This is a genomic window from Pedococcus sp. P2_E4, from assembly GCF_056403935.1.
Map to the genome: position 1 here is coordinate 1 of NZ_JBFUEO010000017.1, position 15,491 is coordinate 15,491.

A 15,491-nucleotide genomic window follows, 5' to 3' on the forward strand; every position below is an offset into this window, starting at 1 on the left:
GGGCAGTGCTGTGGGTCTCGCTGATCGACGGCGCGTGCCTCGGCTCGGTCGACCCACGCACCGTGGTCGAGACCTTCGGCAGTGCCTGGCCGCACGAGGTCAACGACTCGATCCTGAACCGGACCGCAGGCACCCTGCTGGGCCGCCTCATCCCGACCTTCCTCCCCGACGAGCGCCACGACTGGGCGAAGGCCGTGGTGGCCGAGGCCGCCAAGGTCGTGCTCGACCGCGCGCCCGCCGGGTCGACGCGCGCGCTGCTCGGCGCGCGGACGCTGGCGCGCAGCAGCGCCGACGAGGAGCTGCTCGCGGACTGGGCTGCCGGCAAGAACCTGCCAGCGGGCCTCGACGACGACTCGGACTTCCGTTGGCTCGTGGTGCGCAACCTGGCCGGACACGGGCTCGTCGACACGGACCAGATCGCCGGCTTCCGTGCCGAGGACGACACGCTCCAGGGGCGGCTGGGCGCCCTGACCGCCGCGGCGTCCCTGCCGACGGGCGACGCCAAGGAGTGGGCGTGGCGCGAGCTGGCCACCAACCGGGACCGGTCCAACTACGAGCTGAACGCCTTGGCTCTCGGCTTCTGGCACGGTGCGACGGAGGTCCTGCGGCCGTACGTCGCGCGGTACTTCGTCGACGTGCCCGCCCTGACCCAGTGGCTCGGCGAGGACGCGGTCGCCCGCGTTGCCACCCTCGCCTACCCGGCCAGGGTCGTCGAGGACCGCACCGCGGAGCTCAGCGCCGCCGCCCTCGGCCGCCAGGACCTCACGCCCGCGGTGCGCCGGGCCATCGTCGACGCCGACTCCGAGCTGCGCGAGGCACTGCGTTCTCGAGCCACGTTCGGCTGATTTGGGAGGCATCTTCGCAGGTCAGCGGGCTGCTCCCCGGCGCTGGGTGACGCGTGCTGACCGTTTACGGGCTACTATCGACAGTGGCGAGGCCCCAGAGATGTCAGTTGACGTTCACCCCCGTCTGCGGAGGACTGGGTGGATTTCCCACGATGAACAGACTGAATGAGGGCTTCACCCTCGGTGGACGCTACGTGCTCGGGGTGCGCATCGCCTCGGGGGGCATGGCAGATGTGTGGGCCGGTACCGACCTGGTCCTGCAGCGCCAGGTGGCCGTGAAGGTCATGCGGCCCGACACCGGTCTCGAGGAGCTCTTCGCCCTGCGGTTCCGCGACGAGGCGGTTCACTCCGCAGCCCTCTTGCACACCAACATCGCGACGCTGTTCGACTACGGCGAGGACGACGGGCTGGCCTTCCTCGTGATGGAGCTGGTCAAGGGTGAGCCACTGTCCTTGCTGCTCAAGCGACGCGGCCCCCTCGACCCCGTGGAGGTGCGCTCGCTCATCGGGCAGGCCGCCCTAGCACTCGGCGTCGCCCACGAGGCTCGCGTCATCCACCGCGACATCAAGCCCGCGAACATCCTCGTGCGCCCCGACGGCCTCGTGAAGCTCACCGACTTCGGGATCGCGCGGGCGTTGGACTCCGCTGGGCACACGAGGGCCGGGGAGATGCTGGGGACGCCGGACTACCTGAGCCCGGAGCAGGCCCTCGGCGAGACCGCCACGGGCGCGAGCGACCTGTACGCCCTCGGCGTGGTGGCGCACGAGATGCTTTCCGGTCGCAGGCCGTTCGACAAGGGGACACCCATCGCGACGGCCCTCAGCCACGTCAACGAACCGCCGCCGCCGCTGCCCGAGGGCATCCCCGAGGACCTGGCCTCGCTCGTCAACGACTGCCTGGCGAAGAAGCCCAGCGACCGCCCGGCGAACGCCCGCGAGGTCGCCCAGCGGGTGGGCCTCGGCGACCACGAGATGGCCGGGCTGGCCCTCGGCCTCGCCCGCGCGCTCGACACCTGGTCCGAGGACGACTCACCCGACACCGACGGCTCGGTCATCCGGTTCCCCGACCTGGGTGGGCCCACCATGACGATGAAGGCCGAGCTCAGCGGTAGTTAGTGAACTGGATCGCGAAGTCCAGGTCGTCCTTGCCCTTGAGCAGCGCCTGCACGGCCTGGAGGTCGTCGCGCGACTTGGAGGTCACACGCAGCTCGTCGCCCTGGATCTGGGACTTGACGGACTTGGGGCCCTCGTCGCGGATGATCTTGCCGATCTTCTTGGCGTTCTCCTGCGAGATGCCCTCCTTGAGGCCGAGCTCGAGGCGGTACTCCTTGCCGGACAGCTGGGGCCCACGCTCGGGGACGTCGAGGTGCTTGAGCGAGACCTTGCGCTTGACCAGCCAGGTCTGGAAGACGTCGAGGACGGCGTTGGCACGCTCCTCGGTGTTGGCCTTGATGACGACCTTGTCGTCGCCACTGGCCTCGATGGAGGCGCCGACGTTCTTGAAGTCGTAGCGCGTCGACACCTCGCGAGCGGCGCTGTTGAGGGCGTTCGCGACCTCCTGGTGGTCGATCTTGCTGACGATGTCGAACGAGCTGTCGGCCATGGTGGCGTGTCCTTCCGTGGGCCGGCGCCGGCTGCCATCCCGGTGGGGTGGCGCCGGTTTCGGCAATCGTGGCTGTCCTTGCTATCCTTCCACGCGCACCCAGGCAGGTTGCCCGAGCGGCCAATGGGAGTGGACTGTAAATCCATCGCGAAAGCTTCGAAGGTTCGAATCCTTCACCTGCCACCCAGTGCACGAGAGGGCGTCTGACCTGCGTAAACGCGGATCAGATGCCCTCTGTCGTTACCCGGGAGGGGTATGTGGAGCAAGAAGATTTGCGGCCGGAGCGCCAGGCCTCTGACCTGCGGAAACGCGGCGCCTGTTTGGGCGCGCGGGGAATGGGCGGGGAAATGTGGGGTCCGGAGGCCGTGACAGTCGGACTCACGCGCCGCGTGACCTGCGCGGACACGCGGGGTGGGGGTATGTAATCGCGATGGAGTTGCGCACCCTCCCTATTCCGCGCCGATGAGGCGCTTGGCGCGCGCCGCGTCCTGCAGTACCCGCAGCGGCGAAGTGAGGACGGATCCGTGTGCCAACGCCTCGTCAAAGTCGAGCGCGTCCACGAGTAGACGTCTGGCTGGGGTCGGCCGCGAGCCCTCCGACAACTCATTCTCAGAAGTGGGCGGACGCGCAGGTCGGGACCTCTTTTGGAGGTGCGTGCGGCTTCACGTGCTATAGCTCGCCAACGGAGGATCACATGGACTCCCCGCGCTCCTGCCGGCGTCATTGGCCCCTCATCAGCCGTCCAGAGAGGCTGGCTGGGTGTGGCATCGCCGGTTATGTTCTCAGCCCTCGATGACGCGGCGGGCGAGGTCCTGCCAGCCGGCGACGAATCGGTCCACGGCGAACCCTTCCAACTGCACGGCCTCCTCGACGATCACGGACTCCAGGGGTGCCAGAAGGGCCTTCGCGAGGAACTGCACGTCTCCGCGCACGTCCAGCTCGCGCAACAGATGTATGACGTGAAGCGTGGTGAACGATTTGGCGGCGACGGAGCGGCGGCCAGGCTGCCCCGCCGCCTCAATGAGGCGGGCCGCCTGGAGGTTGTACTCCAGGCGAGTGCGGCCGAATGCGACCAGTCGCTCCCAGGGCTCAACGCCGGGACCCAGGGGCGGCGGACCGCTCATCACCAGGGCCTGAAACTGTGCCTCTCCATGGTTGAGAAGTGCCGCCATGAGGCCAGCCCTGCTGGTGAACCGACGGAAGACGGTTCCCTTGCCGACGCCCGCCTCCCGGGCAAGCGCATCCATGGTCACCGACTCGACGCCGTTGTCCTCGACCATCCGGCGGGCGGCCGCGAGCAATGCCTCGCGGTTGCGTGCCGCGTCAGAGCGCTCGGGTCGGGGGCCCTCGAGCAGCGGGAGCGGGTGGCCACTCATGGCCGCAGTGTAGGGGTGGGAATATAAGCGGACCACGGTCCGTTTAGGTCAGTAAAGCCAAACCCTCACACAGCCTTCAGGAGCCCACCATGACCACTAGCGCCGCCACCCGCCTTGTTGTGCTTGTCGGAAGCCTGCGGAAAGACTCGTTCAATCGCCGTGTCGCCGAGGCGGTCGTCGAGCGCGCACCGCAAGGCGTCGAGGTCGTGATCGCTGACGGGCTGGGCGAGATCCCGTTCTACAACCAGGACCTCGACGCCGCGTCCGTCCCGCCTTCTGCCCAGCGGCTGCGGGAGCTGGTGGCTGGTGCCGACGGGGTGTTGGCCGTAACGCCGGAGTACAACGGCACCATGCCAGCGGTATTGAACAACGCAATCGACTGGCTGTCTCGGCCCTACGGGCGCGGCGCAATCACCGGCAAACCGTTCGCGGCGGTAGGCACGACGTCCAGCCAGTACGGCGGTAGGTGGGCGCACGACCACGCTCGTCGGTCGGCAGCCATCGCGGGTGCGGTTGTGCCGGAGCACATCGAGTTCTCGCAAACCACCACGGACGTCGATGTGCTGGGCGATGAGCAGGTCGTCAGCCGCCTGATCGCGGCAGTGGAGGCGCTAGTGGCGGTCGAGCCTCGGGCCCGCGCCGTCGCCTAGCCCCTGCATGGTCGCCACAAGACTCGACGTCGGCACCGCATCACCTAGGCAATTCTGCTTCTCTTGAGGTTGCGGCTACTCCCGCCTGGCCTGCCCGCCGCATAAGAGAAGGAAATGCTGATGAAGTACTCCGTCCTCGGTAAGACAGGTTTGAAGGTGTCCCGGATCTGTCTGGGAACTGCCACTTTCGGGGTGGCTCCCGCCGCGAAAGACGCCGATCGGCTCGTTCGCACTGCGATCGACGTTGGCATCAACTTCGTCGACACCGCCGACGTGTACGGCAACATGCCGGTTTTCGACCGGCCCGGCGCCCCAGCCGCCGCCGATCGTGAACCGGCCGAACAGATCCTCGGCCAGGCCCTCCGCGGCCGCCGCGACGAAATCGTGATTGCTACCAAGTGCAACGGCATCGTCGGACTGAACATCAACGACCGAGGCCTGTCGCGGCGCCACATCTTCCGCCAGGTCGAGACCAGCCTGCGTCGCCTGGAAACGGACTACATCGACCTGTATTACGCCCACGACCCCGATCCGGACACACCGCTGGAGCAGACCCTTGGGGCGTACGACGATCTCATCAGGCAAGGCAAGATCCGCTATGTCGGCTTGTCCAACCATCCCGCCTGGCAGATCATCCAAGCTCTGTGGATCGCTGACGACCGGCGTCATCAGGCGCCCGTTGCCGCTCAGGTGAAGTACAACCTCATCGACCGGGCAGCCGAACGCGAACTCGCACCGGCCTGCGAGCAGTTCGGTCTGTCCCTCGTCCCCTACGCTCCGCTGCATGGCGGGCTGCTAGCTGACCTTGGAGTTCTGGACCGCGAGGTGGCAGGCGACCGACGCTTTTCCGGAGCAGGCTTCACCGCCGCCGAAATCGCTATCGGCCGCGAAGTCGACCGGCTCAGCCGCAACTGGGAGCTGCGGCCGTACCAGGTGTCGTTGGCTTGGTTGCTGTCCCGCCCGGCGGTCGCCTCTGCGATCGTCGGCGCGGAATCCATCGAAGAGCTGCAGGCCAACGCCACCGCAGCCGAAGTCGAGCTCGAACCAGCGCAGCTCGACGCGCTGACCGCACTGACCACTGAGGCGGCACCCTTCCATCATCATGCGGGCGACGGACCTGAGCAGACGCCCCCAGCGGGCTCGGGCACATCCCACTGAGAACGCATTCCGTCGCGACCCCAACGACCCTCGAGCCGCCAGCCGAGGATGCCCCCATCGACCTATTGATGACCGGTGACGAAACGCCAAGGCACTCGCTCAGGCGCGGTACGCACTATCCAGCGGCCGGCTCCATGGAGGGATCATGAACGGCCGTCTGCCACGCCTCGAGCTGTTCGCCGGAAAGTAGCCCGCGGATCACCGTGTCGGCGCAACCAGCGACGCCAGCGATGTTGGCGTTCTGTGAACTCTCGATCTGCAGACTCTCCGTCGCGAGCGGAAATGAGCGCTTGTCGACAGATCGACGGACCGGTTCTGTCAGGAGGTGTCCTGCCTTGCCTCCTACGCGGCCCCCGATGACGATCAAGGCGGGGTTGAAAAGGTTCGTTGCGCCGGCGACAGCGAGGCCGAGTGCTTCGCCGGCCCGGGCCATGATCTGCACGCACGCTTCGTCACCAGCCAGCGCGCCGGCGACGATGTGTTCGTCCCGGATCTGACGTGGCGGCATCCCCTCGAGGAAGGGACTGTCTCCTCTGCGCATCGCGGCGACACCGAACTTGGTTATCGCCCGCCCGCTTGCCAGCGTGCCCAGGCATCCGAAGTTGCCGCACCAGCAGACCAGAGACCGATCGTTGGAGATCGTCATGTGGCCGATTTCACCGGCCACGCCTGAGGCGCCCCGGTAGAGGACTCCGTCGCTGATCAGTCCCGCACCGATTCCGGTGCCCATCTTCAGATAAAGCATGTTTCGACACTCCTGGGTGGACCGCTCGCGCGCCTCACCTGCGGCCATCATGTTGACCTCGTTGTCGACCCATACGGGAACGTCGTACTTGGCTGTGAACCAGTCGGCCACCGAGAAGCCACCCCATCCACCGTCGCGGGTCGTGTCCATAGTCAGGCCGTCGGGCCCAACCGGGCCTAGCACGCCGACACCGATTCCCCGCAGGGGTCCACGGGCTCTGGCCGTGCTGGCCTCAAGCAACCGCGTGAAGACGGCCTCGGCCGCTGCCAGTGCTACGTCCGGACGCGCTCCCAACGGCAACCGGCGATGACGCGCCACAAGGACACTGCCGGAGAGGTCGGTGATCGCTGCCGCCAGGCCGGTGGCGCCGAGCGAGACCGCGAGCACGCTACCCGCGTCGGCAACGAAGTCGAGCCGACCAGGCGGACGGCCTCCTGTGGAGGCGACCGTCGGACCCTCGCGGACAAGGTTCATCGCAATCAGCTGATCGACCCGCTGGATGACGATCTTCCGGCTGAGCCCAGTCACGCGGACAAGGTCGGGTCGGGTGCTCGCGGTGCCCTCGCGGATCAGCCGAAGCACTTGCTCGAGGTGGGTATCGCTCGACGCGACAGGCTCGGTACTGACGGGCCGTTTTGACACGTGTCCTCCGGGTGTGGTCAGGCGTATTCCAAGGTTACATCCCTCGGGGTTACATCCTTTGCGGATAAAACCTTGACTTTTGGCTCTGAGGTACATATGTTCAGCGTCACATGGCGAGTTGGTCACCTACACCGATCGCCCGAATGGAAGCCGACGCAACCCGCACGTCGCGACTCGCACCCTTCCTGGCGCAAGAACAAGGACACCGATGTCTGGTCAGACGATGAAGGTCGCCGTCAACCCGCTGCCTTGGGTGCTCAGCGACGGCCGGTTCCAGCTGAGCCGCGCAGTCGTGGTCGACGCTTTGGCTGACCTGCGTGAGGTGGGTTTCCGCGCGCTACACGCCCAGGTGCCTGACGACATGACGGTCGTGGAGTACCGCCGGACCCTCGCGGACTACGGGTTCGTGCCGGCGCCCGGGTACTTTTCCGAGGACTTCGCGGAAGCGGGTTCTAGGCAGGAGGTCCTTGAGCGGGCCCGCCGTGCCGCCGAAGAACACATCGAGCTCGGGCTCTCGGAGATATTCATCGCGTCCGATATGGCGACGGAGCGGATGGCCCGTCCCGCCGTCGGGCACCTTGCGGATGACCAACGATTGAGGCGTCTCACCGATGGCATGGTGGCGGCCGCCGAGGTCATGCAGGTGGAAGGAGTCACCGCTGCGTTGCACTCGCACGTCGGCTCGTGGGTGGAGACGGAGGAAGAGATCCGGGCGGTCCTCGACTGGTCGGAGGGTTCTGCGTTGGCGTTCGGTCCCGACACAGGCCATCTGTTCTGGGGCGGCGCGGACCCAGCGCGCCTGGTGAAGGCCTATGCGGCGCGGGTGGCTTGCGTCCATATCAAGGACGTTGACGCCGCCGCGGCCGCAGCCGCCCGCGAGCAAGGAGACGACTACCAAACTGCGACCTCCGAGCGGCACGTGTGGTCCGAGCCCGGACGTGGAGACGTCGACCTCGAGGCCGTCATCGCCGCCCTGGATGGCTTCGGCGGGTGGGCGGTCCTCGAGGTGGACGTGCCGAACCTGCCATCGCGGGTTGAGAGCGCCCGTGCCGGCCTGAGCTACTTCGAGGCCAACCCGGCGTTCGAGGTCTCCGCGTCATGACGGGTACCGCCACGCTCGGCGTCGGCTTCCTGGGAAGCGGGCCGGTCACGCAGGCCATCCACCTACCCGCATTGGCGCGGCTGACGGACTTGTTCACCGTGCAGGCGGTGATGGACGTCAGTGAGGCCACCGCCGACGAGGTCGCAGCTCGAGTCGGCGCTCGAGGAACCACGTCGGTCGACGACGTGTTGCAGGACCCCACCGTGGACGTCGTCGCGGTCTGCAGCCCGCACCAGTTCCATGCCGAGCAGGTCATCGCCGCCTGCCGGGCGGGTAAGCGAGCCGTGCTGTGCGAGAAGCCGTTCGCGACCACCACCGACGAAGCGTCACGGATCGCGCAGGTGTCCCAGGAGACCGGGGTGCCGATCATCGTCGGCGCGATGCACACCTACGACCCCGGGTGGGTAGCGTTCACAGAGGCCTGGGGAGCAACCCGAGGAAGTGCGTCTCACATCAGGTGCTCGGTGGTCCTGCCGCCTAACCCTCGCTTCGAGGACTTCGCCACGGAAGTGACCAACCGCCAGCCGCCCCAAGAGTCCTCACCCCCGAACTCGGTCGACGATCGCGCGAACCGACTCCGTGGCGGGATCCTGGGCCTCGCCATCCACGACCTGCCTTTGATCCGTGCGTTCCTGACCACAACGGACGGCATCGTCGTGCACACGGCGCAGACGCTGAGTCCGTTCGGGTATCTGGTCGTCTTCTCCTGTGGCGACCAGGTCGTTGAGCTGCACGCCCACATGTCCGAGAACTGGAGCCCGAACTGGTTGTTGGAGGTGTACGCCGGCGACAGGGTCGGCTCAGTCAACTTCACCCCGTCCTATGTCCAGGCCGGCTCCGCGGAGGCAGCCATCAGCTCAGCAGGCCAACGGGTGCTTTTTGGGCCCAGCGGGCGAAACGGATACGTCGAGCAGTGGCAACACCTGTACGACCTTGCTCGGGGCCAGGCGCCCCGCTATTCCCCGACGGATCTGATAGCCGACCTGACCTTCGCCCTCGATCTCTCCGCGAAGGCAACCAGCGCGTTGGCGAGCAGCCCTGAACCGGCCGGTGCCCGATGACCGCCCTGCGGGTCAACGCCGGAACCGACGACGCTGTCGCCGGCGACATCCTCCCCGTCATCGCCTCCCTGCCCATCTCCTTGGTGGCCGCTGATTCTGAGAATGCGGCCGACCTGTTCGCCGTCCACGGCGGTCCTGGTTGGCTACAGCGAACCGCCGAATGCCTCCTCCACGAGCCGCGTGGATTGCTGATCGTCCAGCCGACGCCTGTCCTGGCGAACCAGGTCCCCGACGTACTTGCCATACCGGTTGTCGTCGACTACCGGTTCGCGGGGAACCCGGCCCTGGCCGCGGCGGCTGAGGTGTTCGTCGGCTGGCCCGCGGACGCGATGATCGAGATCGCGGCAACGGACCACGAAGCGTCAAATTTGGGTGCCACCCTCATCGACCAGCTTGCCACGCTGCGCAGCCTCGGTCAGCCCTTGGGGGACCTCCACCGACTGAGCTGGAACGGCAACGGCTACTACCTGCGCGCTTCGACGACCGCAGGATCCCCGGTACTTCTCAGTGCCCACGTCACCTCCGGCGCTCCGGCCTCCGTTCGAGTTAGGGGACTGGCCGCCACCGCCGCCATCGAGCTGGTCCTGCCGGACCCCGCCACCGCCCGACCCGCTGTGCTCGTCAGCACCACGCCGGGCGGCGCCACCACCATGCCCACCCTGTGGGAGACCTCCCACCGTGCGGCATGGCGCCGACTACACGCCGCCGTCAATGAGGCCCGGCGGACGACCGACCTGGTCGAGCTGCGGGCGGACCTGACCTTGGTCAACAACGTTCTTCCCACGCCATGACCCCTGCCATGACCCAACTGGCTCAACACAATCCACATCCACGAGAGGACCAATCATGACCAACCCGAGCATTCCCAACTTCTCCCGACGCGGCTTTCTCAAGGCCACCGGCGCAGTTGCCGGCCTGGCCCTCGTCCCCGGTTTGGCGGCCTGCGCCGAGTCGAAGACCCAGACCGGCACAGGTGGCGCCGCCGGGACATTGAAGTTCTGGGACATGCCATGGTCCACCGGGACGTACGACAAGGCCTCGCAGGCGCTGGTCGCCGCCTACAAGCCGGCGGAGGGACTGCCGGGCGCGGCGTTGCAACGGATCCAATGGAACAACTTCACCACCACCTTCTCCTCGGCGCTGGCATCCAAGACCGGTCCCGCGGCTAGTTCCGGCGGCGGGTTCCAGGCCTTCCAGTTCGCCGACCAGGGCTACATCGCCATGGCCGACAACCTCATCTCGACGTGGGAGAAGGAAGGCTTCAAGAAGGACTTCCTCCCCGGCACGATCGAGGCGATGAAGACCGACAAGGGCTACGTCGGCGTCCCTTGGCAGTCCGACTACCGGGTGTGGTGGTACCGCAAGTCCCTGTTCGACGACGCCGGCGCGACGATCCCCACAACATGGGATGAGCTGATGACCGCCGGGGCCGCACTGAAGAAGAAGGGCTACTTCGGTTTCGGTTTGGGGGCGGGAGCAGGCAACAGCTTCGGTGTCCAGGGAATCGTCATGATGATGATCAACAACGGCGGCGGCATCTTCTCGCCCGACGGCAAGCTCGACCTGCTCAACGAGCGCAACGTCGAGGCCATCGACTTCGTCGTCGAGCTGGTCAAGGCCGGCATCAGCGACCGCGCCTCAGTCAGCTATTCGGCGGACAATCTCCTTGCCCAGTGGAAGAACAAGAAGAACGCGTTCGGCATTCACACTGCCGGCCTCAACGAGTCGATCGGAGACACCACCGGAGACTTGGTGGTTGCCAGCCCCTTGACAGGTCCGCACGGCGACAAGGCAATCCTGGCGTACGTCAACAGCATCATGATGTACACCAACACCCCGTCCCAGCAGGCGACGGAGGCGTTCGTGTCCTACTACATCAAGAACATGAAGTCTTACTGGCAGCAGGGCGTCATCAGCGCCCTCCCCGTTCTGCAGTCCATCGTCGACCTGCCCGAGTTCCAGAAGGACGAGGCCAAGGCGAAGGTGGTCAAGGAGTACCAGCCGGTTGCCAAGACCTTTGGCGCACGTTCGGACAAGCTGTTCGGCGCGATCGGCCAGGTCGACGGCAGCCAGCCGCTGAACCAGTTCGCCCAAGCGGTCCTTGGCGGGCGAACCGACGCCAAGTCGGCGCTGACGACCCTGCAGCAGGGCCTGTCCAGCATCGTGAAGTCGTGACATGACGTCCACGACCACGGCCGCGTCGACCCGGGAGAGGCGTGCCCCCGGGACGCCGGGCGGGCGACGGTTCAAGCCCGGTACGTGGACCATGTTCTTCCTGGCTCTGCCGTCCATCGTGCTGCTGCTGCTGATCCATGGGTGGCCGCTCATCCAGGCGTTCCGGCAGTCGCTGCACGATGGCACCCTGATCAACCCGGGGCAGTTCGTGGGGCTGCAGAACTACATCGACAACCTGAACAGCCCCACGTTCTGGAAGGCCGCCGGGTTCACCGTGGTCTTCACCGTGGTCGGGGTCTTCGGCAGCTGGGTCATCGGGCTTGCGCTGGCGCTGCTTCTGCGCACCCGCATACCGGCCGGTGGCATCTTCAAGGTGCTGCTGCTGCTGCCTTGGGTCGTGCCAATCGTCGTCTCCTCGACAGCGATCAACTGGCTGGTCGCTACCAGCTCCAGCCCAATTCCCACGCTGTTCGAGAACCTCGGCCTCGCCCCGCCGCTGTTCCTCGCCGATCCGACCTGGGCTCGGATTCTGGTCTGCGTGTTCAAGGTGTGGGTCAGCTTTCCGTTCATGATGTTGATGTCCAGCGCAGCCCTGGCGAGTGTCGACGAGACCGTCTACGAGGCGGCCCGCATGGACGGCGCGAGCAGTTCACAGCAGCTGCGCTGGATCACCTTGCCGATGATCGCCCGGTCCACGTACATCTCGTGGATCCTCATGACGATCTTCTGCGTCAACGACTTCCCGACCATCTTCTTGCTCACCGGCGGCGGCCCGATCGACGCCACCAACTCCCTGGTCGTCCTCGCCTACAGAACCGTCTTCCAGAACCAGCAGGTCGGCCTCGGAGTCGCGGTCGCGTTCATGATGACCGTCGTGCTGGTGTTCATCGCCACCCTCCTCTACCGGCAGATCCGAAAGGCAGCGATCTGATGGCTATCGTCCACCACACGGCCGAGATCGGTCAGGTCACCGAGAAGCAGCTGCTGACATCAAGGGACAAGGGCACCCGCGGTCAGTGGTGGCGCTTCGTTCTCGTCCTGCTCATCGTGGTCGTTGCTCTGGTACCCATTGCCGTCGTGCTGTTCCTGGCGTTTACCCCAACGGTGACCTCCACCAACAGCGGCGGGTTCACCCTCGAGAACTTCAGCAACGTCTTCGCCAACAGCGACGTCATTCTGTGGTTGCAGAACAGCCTGCTCGTCACTCTCGGCACGGTCGTGGTCTCGGTCGCTGTCGCGGCCCCGGCTGGCTACGTCCTCTCCCGGGGTCGCAGTAGGGCCGTCTCTGGGTACTCCCTCTTGTTGTTCGTCTTCCAGAGCCTGCCCGTGGTCACGTCGGTCATCCCCCTGTTCATCCTGTTTGCCAAACTCGGCCTGATCGACAACCTGTTCGGCGTCACGATCGTCTACGTCGCCTCCGCCATGGCGGTCGCGACCTGGATGATGGCCGCCTACATGGACTCGATCCCCATCTCACTCGAGGAAGCCGCCTGGATCGACGGCGCGTCACTCTTCCGCGGCTTCGCCCAGGTCGTGCTGCGCAACTCCCTGCCCGGCGTCCTGTCCACCGCCATTTTCACCTTCCTTGTCGCCTGGAACGACTACCTCGTGGCCATCGTGTTTCTGCGCTCAGCCGTCGCGTTCACGCTGCCCCTGGGCGTGCAGTCCTTCTTCCAGCAGAACACGACCGACTGGGGCGGAGTCATGGCCATCGCCGTCGTGATGATGATCCCGCCCGTCCTCATCTTCGTGCTGCTCAACAAGTACTTCAGCGTGGGAGGAATCGGCGGCTCACTCGCCGGCCAGTAGCCCGCCCACGCCCACCAGCACCGAAGCGTTACGGATAGGAGAACGCCATGACGCGACCCTTGACCCTGTTCACCGGCCAATGGGCGGACCTGCCGTTCGAGGAGGTATGCCGGCTGGCCTCCTCATGGGGGTACGACGGACTGGAGATCGCCTGCTCCGGAGACCACCTCGACGCCGAACGCGGTGCGGTCGACGACGCCTACATCGCCGAGCGGCAAGAGACCCTCGACAGCTTTGGCCTACGCGTGTACGCGATCTCCGCGCACCTCCAAGGTCAGGCCGTCTGCGACGACCCGATTGACCAACGCCATCAAGGCATCTTGGCTCCTTCCGTCTGGGGTGACGGCGACCCAGAGGGAGTTCGTCGTCGCGCGGCCGAGGCGGTCAAGAATGCGGCACGCACAGCCGCGCGGCTGGGCGTTACCACCGTCGTCGGCTTCACCGGCTCGTCGATCTGGAAGTACGTCGCGATGTTCCCGCCGGCTTCCGCCGCCATGGTCGAGGCGGGCTACGTCGACTTCGCCGCGAGGTGGAACCCAATTCTCGACGTCTTCGACGAGGTCGGCGTCCGGTTCGCACACGAGGTCCACCCCTCCGAGATCGCCTACGACTACTACTCCACCCAGCTCGCCCTCGAGGCAGTCGGCCACCGACCCGCCTTCGGCCTCAACTGGGACCCCTCGCACATGGTGTGGCAGGGCATCGACCCGGTGAACTTCATCTGGGACTTCCGCGACCGGATCTACCACGTCGACTGCAAGGACACCAAGATGCGGACCCCTGACGGCCGCCGCGGCATCCTCGGGTCGCACCTGGCCTGGGCCGACCCCCGCCGCCGATGGGACTTCGTGTCGACCGGGCGCGGCGACGTGGACTGGGCCGACTGCTTCCGCATGCTCACGACCATCGGCTACGACGGACCCATCTCCGTCGAGTGGGAGGACGCCGGCATGGACCGGCTGCAGGGCGCCGCCGAGGCAGTGACCTTCCTGCGCAGCCAGCTGTTCGAGGCGCCCGAGATGTCGTTCGACGCCGCCTTCTCCGCCGCCGCGGGGCTGACGTCATGAGTCGCCCCTTCGCCACGTCAGCCCCGCGTTCGGTCATCGTCGGTACCGGGTTCATGGGCGACGTCCATGCGCGGGCGGTGCGCGCTGCCGGCGGCACGGTAGCAGGGGTTGTCTCGCGCAACGCCGACCAGGCGGCCGCCGCGGCGGCACGGTTCGGCACGGACTCCGCATACACCTCACTCGAGCGGGCACTGACCGACGGCAACGTCGACGTCGTCCACATCTGCACCCCCAACCACACCCATCTGGAACTGGCGCACGAAGTGATCGCCGCGGGCGTGCACGTCATCTGTGAGAAGCCATTGGCCACGAGCGCCTCGGACGCCGAGAGCCTCGAGGCGGCCGCAACCGCGGCTGGCGTGGTCCACGCGATCCCATTCGCGTACCGCTTCTACGGCTCGGTTCGCGAAGCCCGGGCACGTGTCCTCGCCTCCCCGAAGAGCAGCGTCCGGATCATCCACGGCAGCTACCTTCAAGACTGGTTGTCACGTCCCGACGACACGAACTGGCGGGTCGACCCCGCCCTCGGAGGACACTCACGAGCCTTCGGCGACATTGGCGTCCACTGGTGTGACCTGGTCGAGTTCGTGACCGGCCACCGCATCGCGCGGGTCAGTGCGCGACTGTTGGCGTTACCGCGAACAGGAGCCGGGGGATCGGGCACTGAAGACGCCGCAGTCATACAGTTCGTCACCGACCACGGGGCGATCGGTTCGAGCGTCATCAGCCAGATCTCACCCGGTCGCAAGAACCGGCTGTGGTTCTCCATCGACACCGCCGACGCCTCGTACCAGTTCGACCAGGAAGACCCCGACTCACTCTGGATCGGCGGACGGGGACACAACGTGGAACTGCCGCGTGCCGCGGAGGACCAAGTCATCGGCCCCCATTACGACCTGGTCCCTGCAGGGCACCCCCAGGGATACCAAGACTGCTTCACCAACTTCGTCAGAGACGTCCATCGGGCGGTGCGCGGCGAGCGACCCGACGGCCTACCCACCTTCGCGGACGGGCTTCGCGCAGCCGCACTGACCGACGCCGTTCTGGAGTCAGCGCGCACCGGCGCGTGGGTCGAGCCTGCGACGCCCCGGCAGGGGGTCGTCAGTGCCGCGGCCCGGCGCTGATCTTCAGCCCCCATCGAGCCCAAAGGCCGTCCTCGGGCGCCTTCGGAATGTCCCATCCGTCAGTGCCGACCGGAAGCGAGTCAAGTCATGAAAGATCCAACCTTCTCCACAAGCCGGAGCGCCCGCAGGCGCCGG

The 15,491-nt window shown here is 66.6% G+C and carries 15 protein-coding genes and 1 tRNA gene; 13 read left to right on the forward strand and 3 right to left on the reverse strand.

All coding sequences use genetic code 11. The features are described from left to right. Together AC1DV7_RS09970 and AC1DV7_RS09975 are read left to right on the forward strand one after the other, a co-directional pair. Positions 1-845, forward strand: an 845-nt coding sequence (locus tag AC1DV7_RS09970; RefSeq protein WP_477596965.1) for an ERAP1-like C-terminal domain-containing protein, incomplete at its 5' end; no start/stop codon positions are given. Between the two features lie 152 nt (positions 846-997). Continuing rightward, positions 998-1,960 carry a serine/threonine-protein kinase gene (locus tag AC1DV7_RS09975; RefSeq protein WP_477596966.1) on the forward strand — a complete coding sequence of 321 codons (963 nt, stop codon included), beginning with the start codon at positions 998-1,000 and terminating at the stop codon, positions 1,958-1,960. On the opposite strand, the gene AC1DV7_RS09980 is transcribed toward AC1DV7_RS09975, so the two are convergent. Further along, complete coding sequence (locus AC1DV7_RS09980; RefSeq protein ID WP_477596967.1) at positions 1,947-2,447, reverse strand: YajQ family cyclic di-GMP-binding protein; 501 nt, start codon at positions 2,445-2,447, stop codon at positions 1,947-1,949. The genes AC1DV7_RS09975 and AC1DV7_RS09980 overlap by 14 nt on opposite strands. 102 nt (positions 2,448-2,549) lie before the next feature. On the opposite strand from AC1DV7_RS09980, the gene AC1DV7_RS09985 reads away from it, so the two are divergent. Next, positions 2,550-2,630 (forward strand) — tRNA-Tyr (locus AC1DV7_RS09985). A 599-nt stretch (positions 2,631-3,229) separates the two neighbouring features. Here the strand turns inward: AC1DV7_RS09985 and AC1DV7_RS09990 are convergent. Further along, positions 3,230-3,823 carry a TetR/AcrR family transcriptional regulator gene (locus AC1DV7_RS09990; RefSeq protein WP_056924151.1) on the reverse strand — a complete coding sequence of 198 codons (594 nt, stop codon included), beginning with the start codon at positions 3,821-3,823 and terminating at the stop codon, positions 3,230-3,232. Positions 3,824-3,912: 89 nt separating this feature from the next. On the opposite strand from AC1DV7_RS09990, the gene AC1DV7_RS09995 reads away from it, so the two are divergent. After that, positions 3,913-4,473 carry an NADPH-dependent FMN reductase gene (locus AC1DV7_RS09995; protein ID WP_056924150.1) on the forward strand — a complete coding sequence of 187 codons (561 nt, stop codon included), beginning with the start codon at positions 3,913-3,915 and terminating at the stop codon, positions 4,471-4,473. Between the two features lie 120 nt (positions 4,474-4,593). Next, the gene (locus tag AC1DV7_RS10000) at positions 4,594-5,631 is read left to right on the forward strand and encodes an aldo/keto reductase (RefSeq protein ID WP_477596968.1); all 1,038 of its coding nucleotides are present in this window, start codon (positions 4,594-4,596) and stop codon (positions 5,629-5,631) included. 115 nt (positions 5,632-5,746) lie between these two features. Here the strand turns inward: AC1DV7_RS10000 and AC1DV7_RS10005 are convergent, their stop codons facing one another. Beyond that, positions 5,747-6,904 (reverse strand): ROK family protein, encoded by a 1,158-nt coding sequence (locus AC1DV7_RS10005; protein WP_477596969.1) that lies wholly within the window; start codon positions 6,902-6,904, stop codon positions 5,747-5,749. A 337-nt stretch (positions 6,905-7,241) separates the two neighbouring features. On the opposite strand from AC1DV7_RS10005, the gene AC1DV7_RS10010 reads away from it, so the two are divergent. Genes AC1DV7_RS10010 through AC1DV7_RS10045 form a run of 8 tightly spaced genes read left to right on the forward strand, consistent with a single transcriptional unit; the run spans position 7,242 to position 15,356 of the window. Continuing rightward, positions 7,242-8,120 (forward strand): sugar phosphate isomerase/epimerase family protein, encoded by an 879-nt coding sequence (locus AC1DV7_RS10010; protein ID WP_477596970.1) that lies wholly within the window; start codon positions 7,242-7,244, stop codon positions 8,118-8,120. Further along, positions 8,117-9,181 carry a Gfo/Idh/MocA family protein gene (locus AC1DV7_RS10015; protein WP_477596971.1) on the forward strand — a complete coding sequence of 355 codons (1,065 nt, stop codon included), beginning with the start codon at positions 8,117-8,119 and terminating at the stop codon, positions 9,179-9,181. Before AC1DV7_RS10010 ends, AC1DV7_RS10015 begins: the two co-directional genes overlap by 4 nt. Beyond that, a complete protein-coding gene (locus AC1DV7_RS10020) occupies positions 9,178-9,972 on the forward strand; it encodes a hypothetical protein (protein ID WP_477596972.1) in 795 nt (264 codons plus the stop codon). Before AC1DV7_RS10015 ends, AC1DV7_RS10020 begins: the two co-directional genes overlap by 4 nt. A gap of 55 nt (positions 9,973-10,027) precedes the next feature. Beyond that, positions 10,028-11,356, forward strand: a complete 1,329-nt coding sequence (locus tag AC1DV7_RS10025) for an ABC transporter substrate-binding protein (RefSeq protein WP_477596973.1) — start codon at positions 10,028-10,030, stop codon at positions 11,354-11,356. Between the two features lies 1 nt (position 11,357). Next, positions 11,358-12,287, forward strand: coding sequence for a carbohydrate ABC transporter permease (locus tag AC1DV7_RS10030; RefSeq protein ID WP_477596974.1), 930 nt, complete (start codon positions 11,358-11,360; stop codon positions 12,285-12,287). Then, positions 12,284-13,165 (forward strand): carbohydrate ABC transporter permease, encoded by an 882-nt coding sequence (locus AC1DV7_RS10035; RefSeq protein ID WP_477597024.1) that lies wholly within the window; start codon positions 12,284-12,286, stop codon positions 13,163-13,165. The genes AC1DV7_RS10030 and AC1DV7_RS10035 overlap by 4 nt, the downstream gene beginning before the upstream one ends. A 47-nt stretch (positions 13,166-13,212) precedes the next feature. Further along, positions 13,213-14,232, forward strand: a complete 1,020-nt coding sequence (locus tag AC1DV7_RS10040) for a sugar phosphate isomerase/epimerase family protein (RefSeq protein ID WP_477596975.1) — start codon at positions 13,213-13,215, stop codon at positions 14,230-14,232. Beyond that, the gene (locus AC1DV7_RS10045) at positions 14,229-15,356 is read left to right on the forward strand and encodes a Gfo/Idh/MocA family protein (RefSeq protein ID WP_477596976.1); all 1,128 of its coding nucleotides are present in this window, start codon (positions 14,229-14,231) and stop codon (positions 15,354-15,356) included. Before AC1DV7_RS10040 ends, AC1DV7_RS10045 begins: the two co-directional genes overlap by 4 nt. Positions 15,357-15,491: the final 135 nt, after the last annotated feature.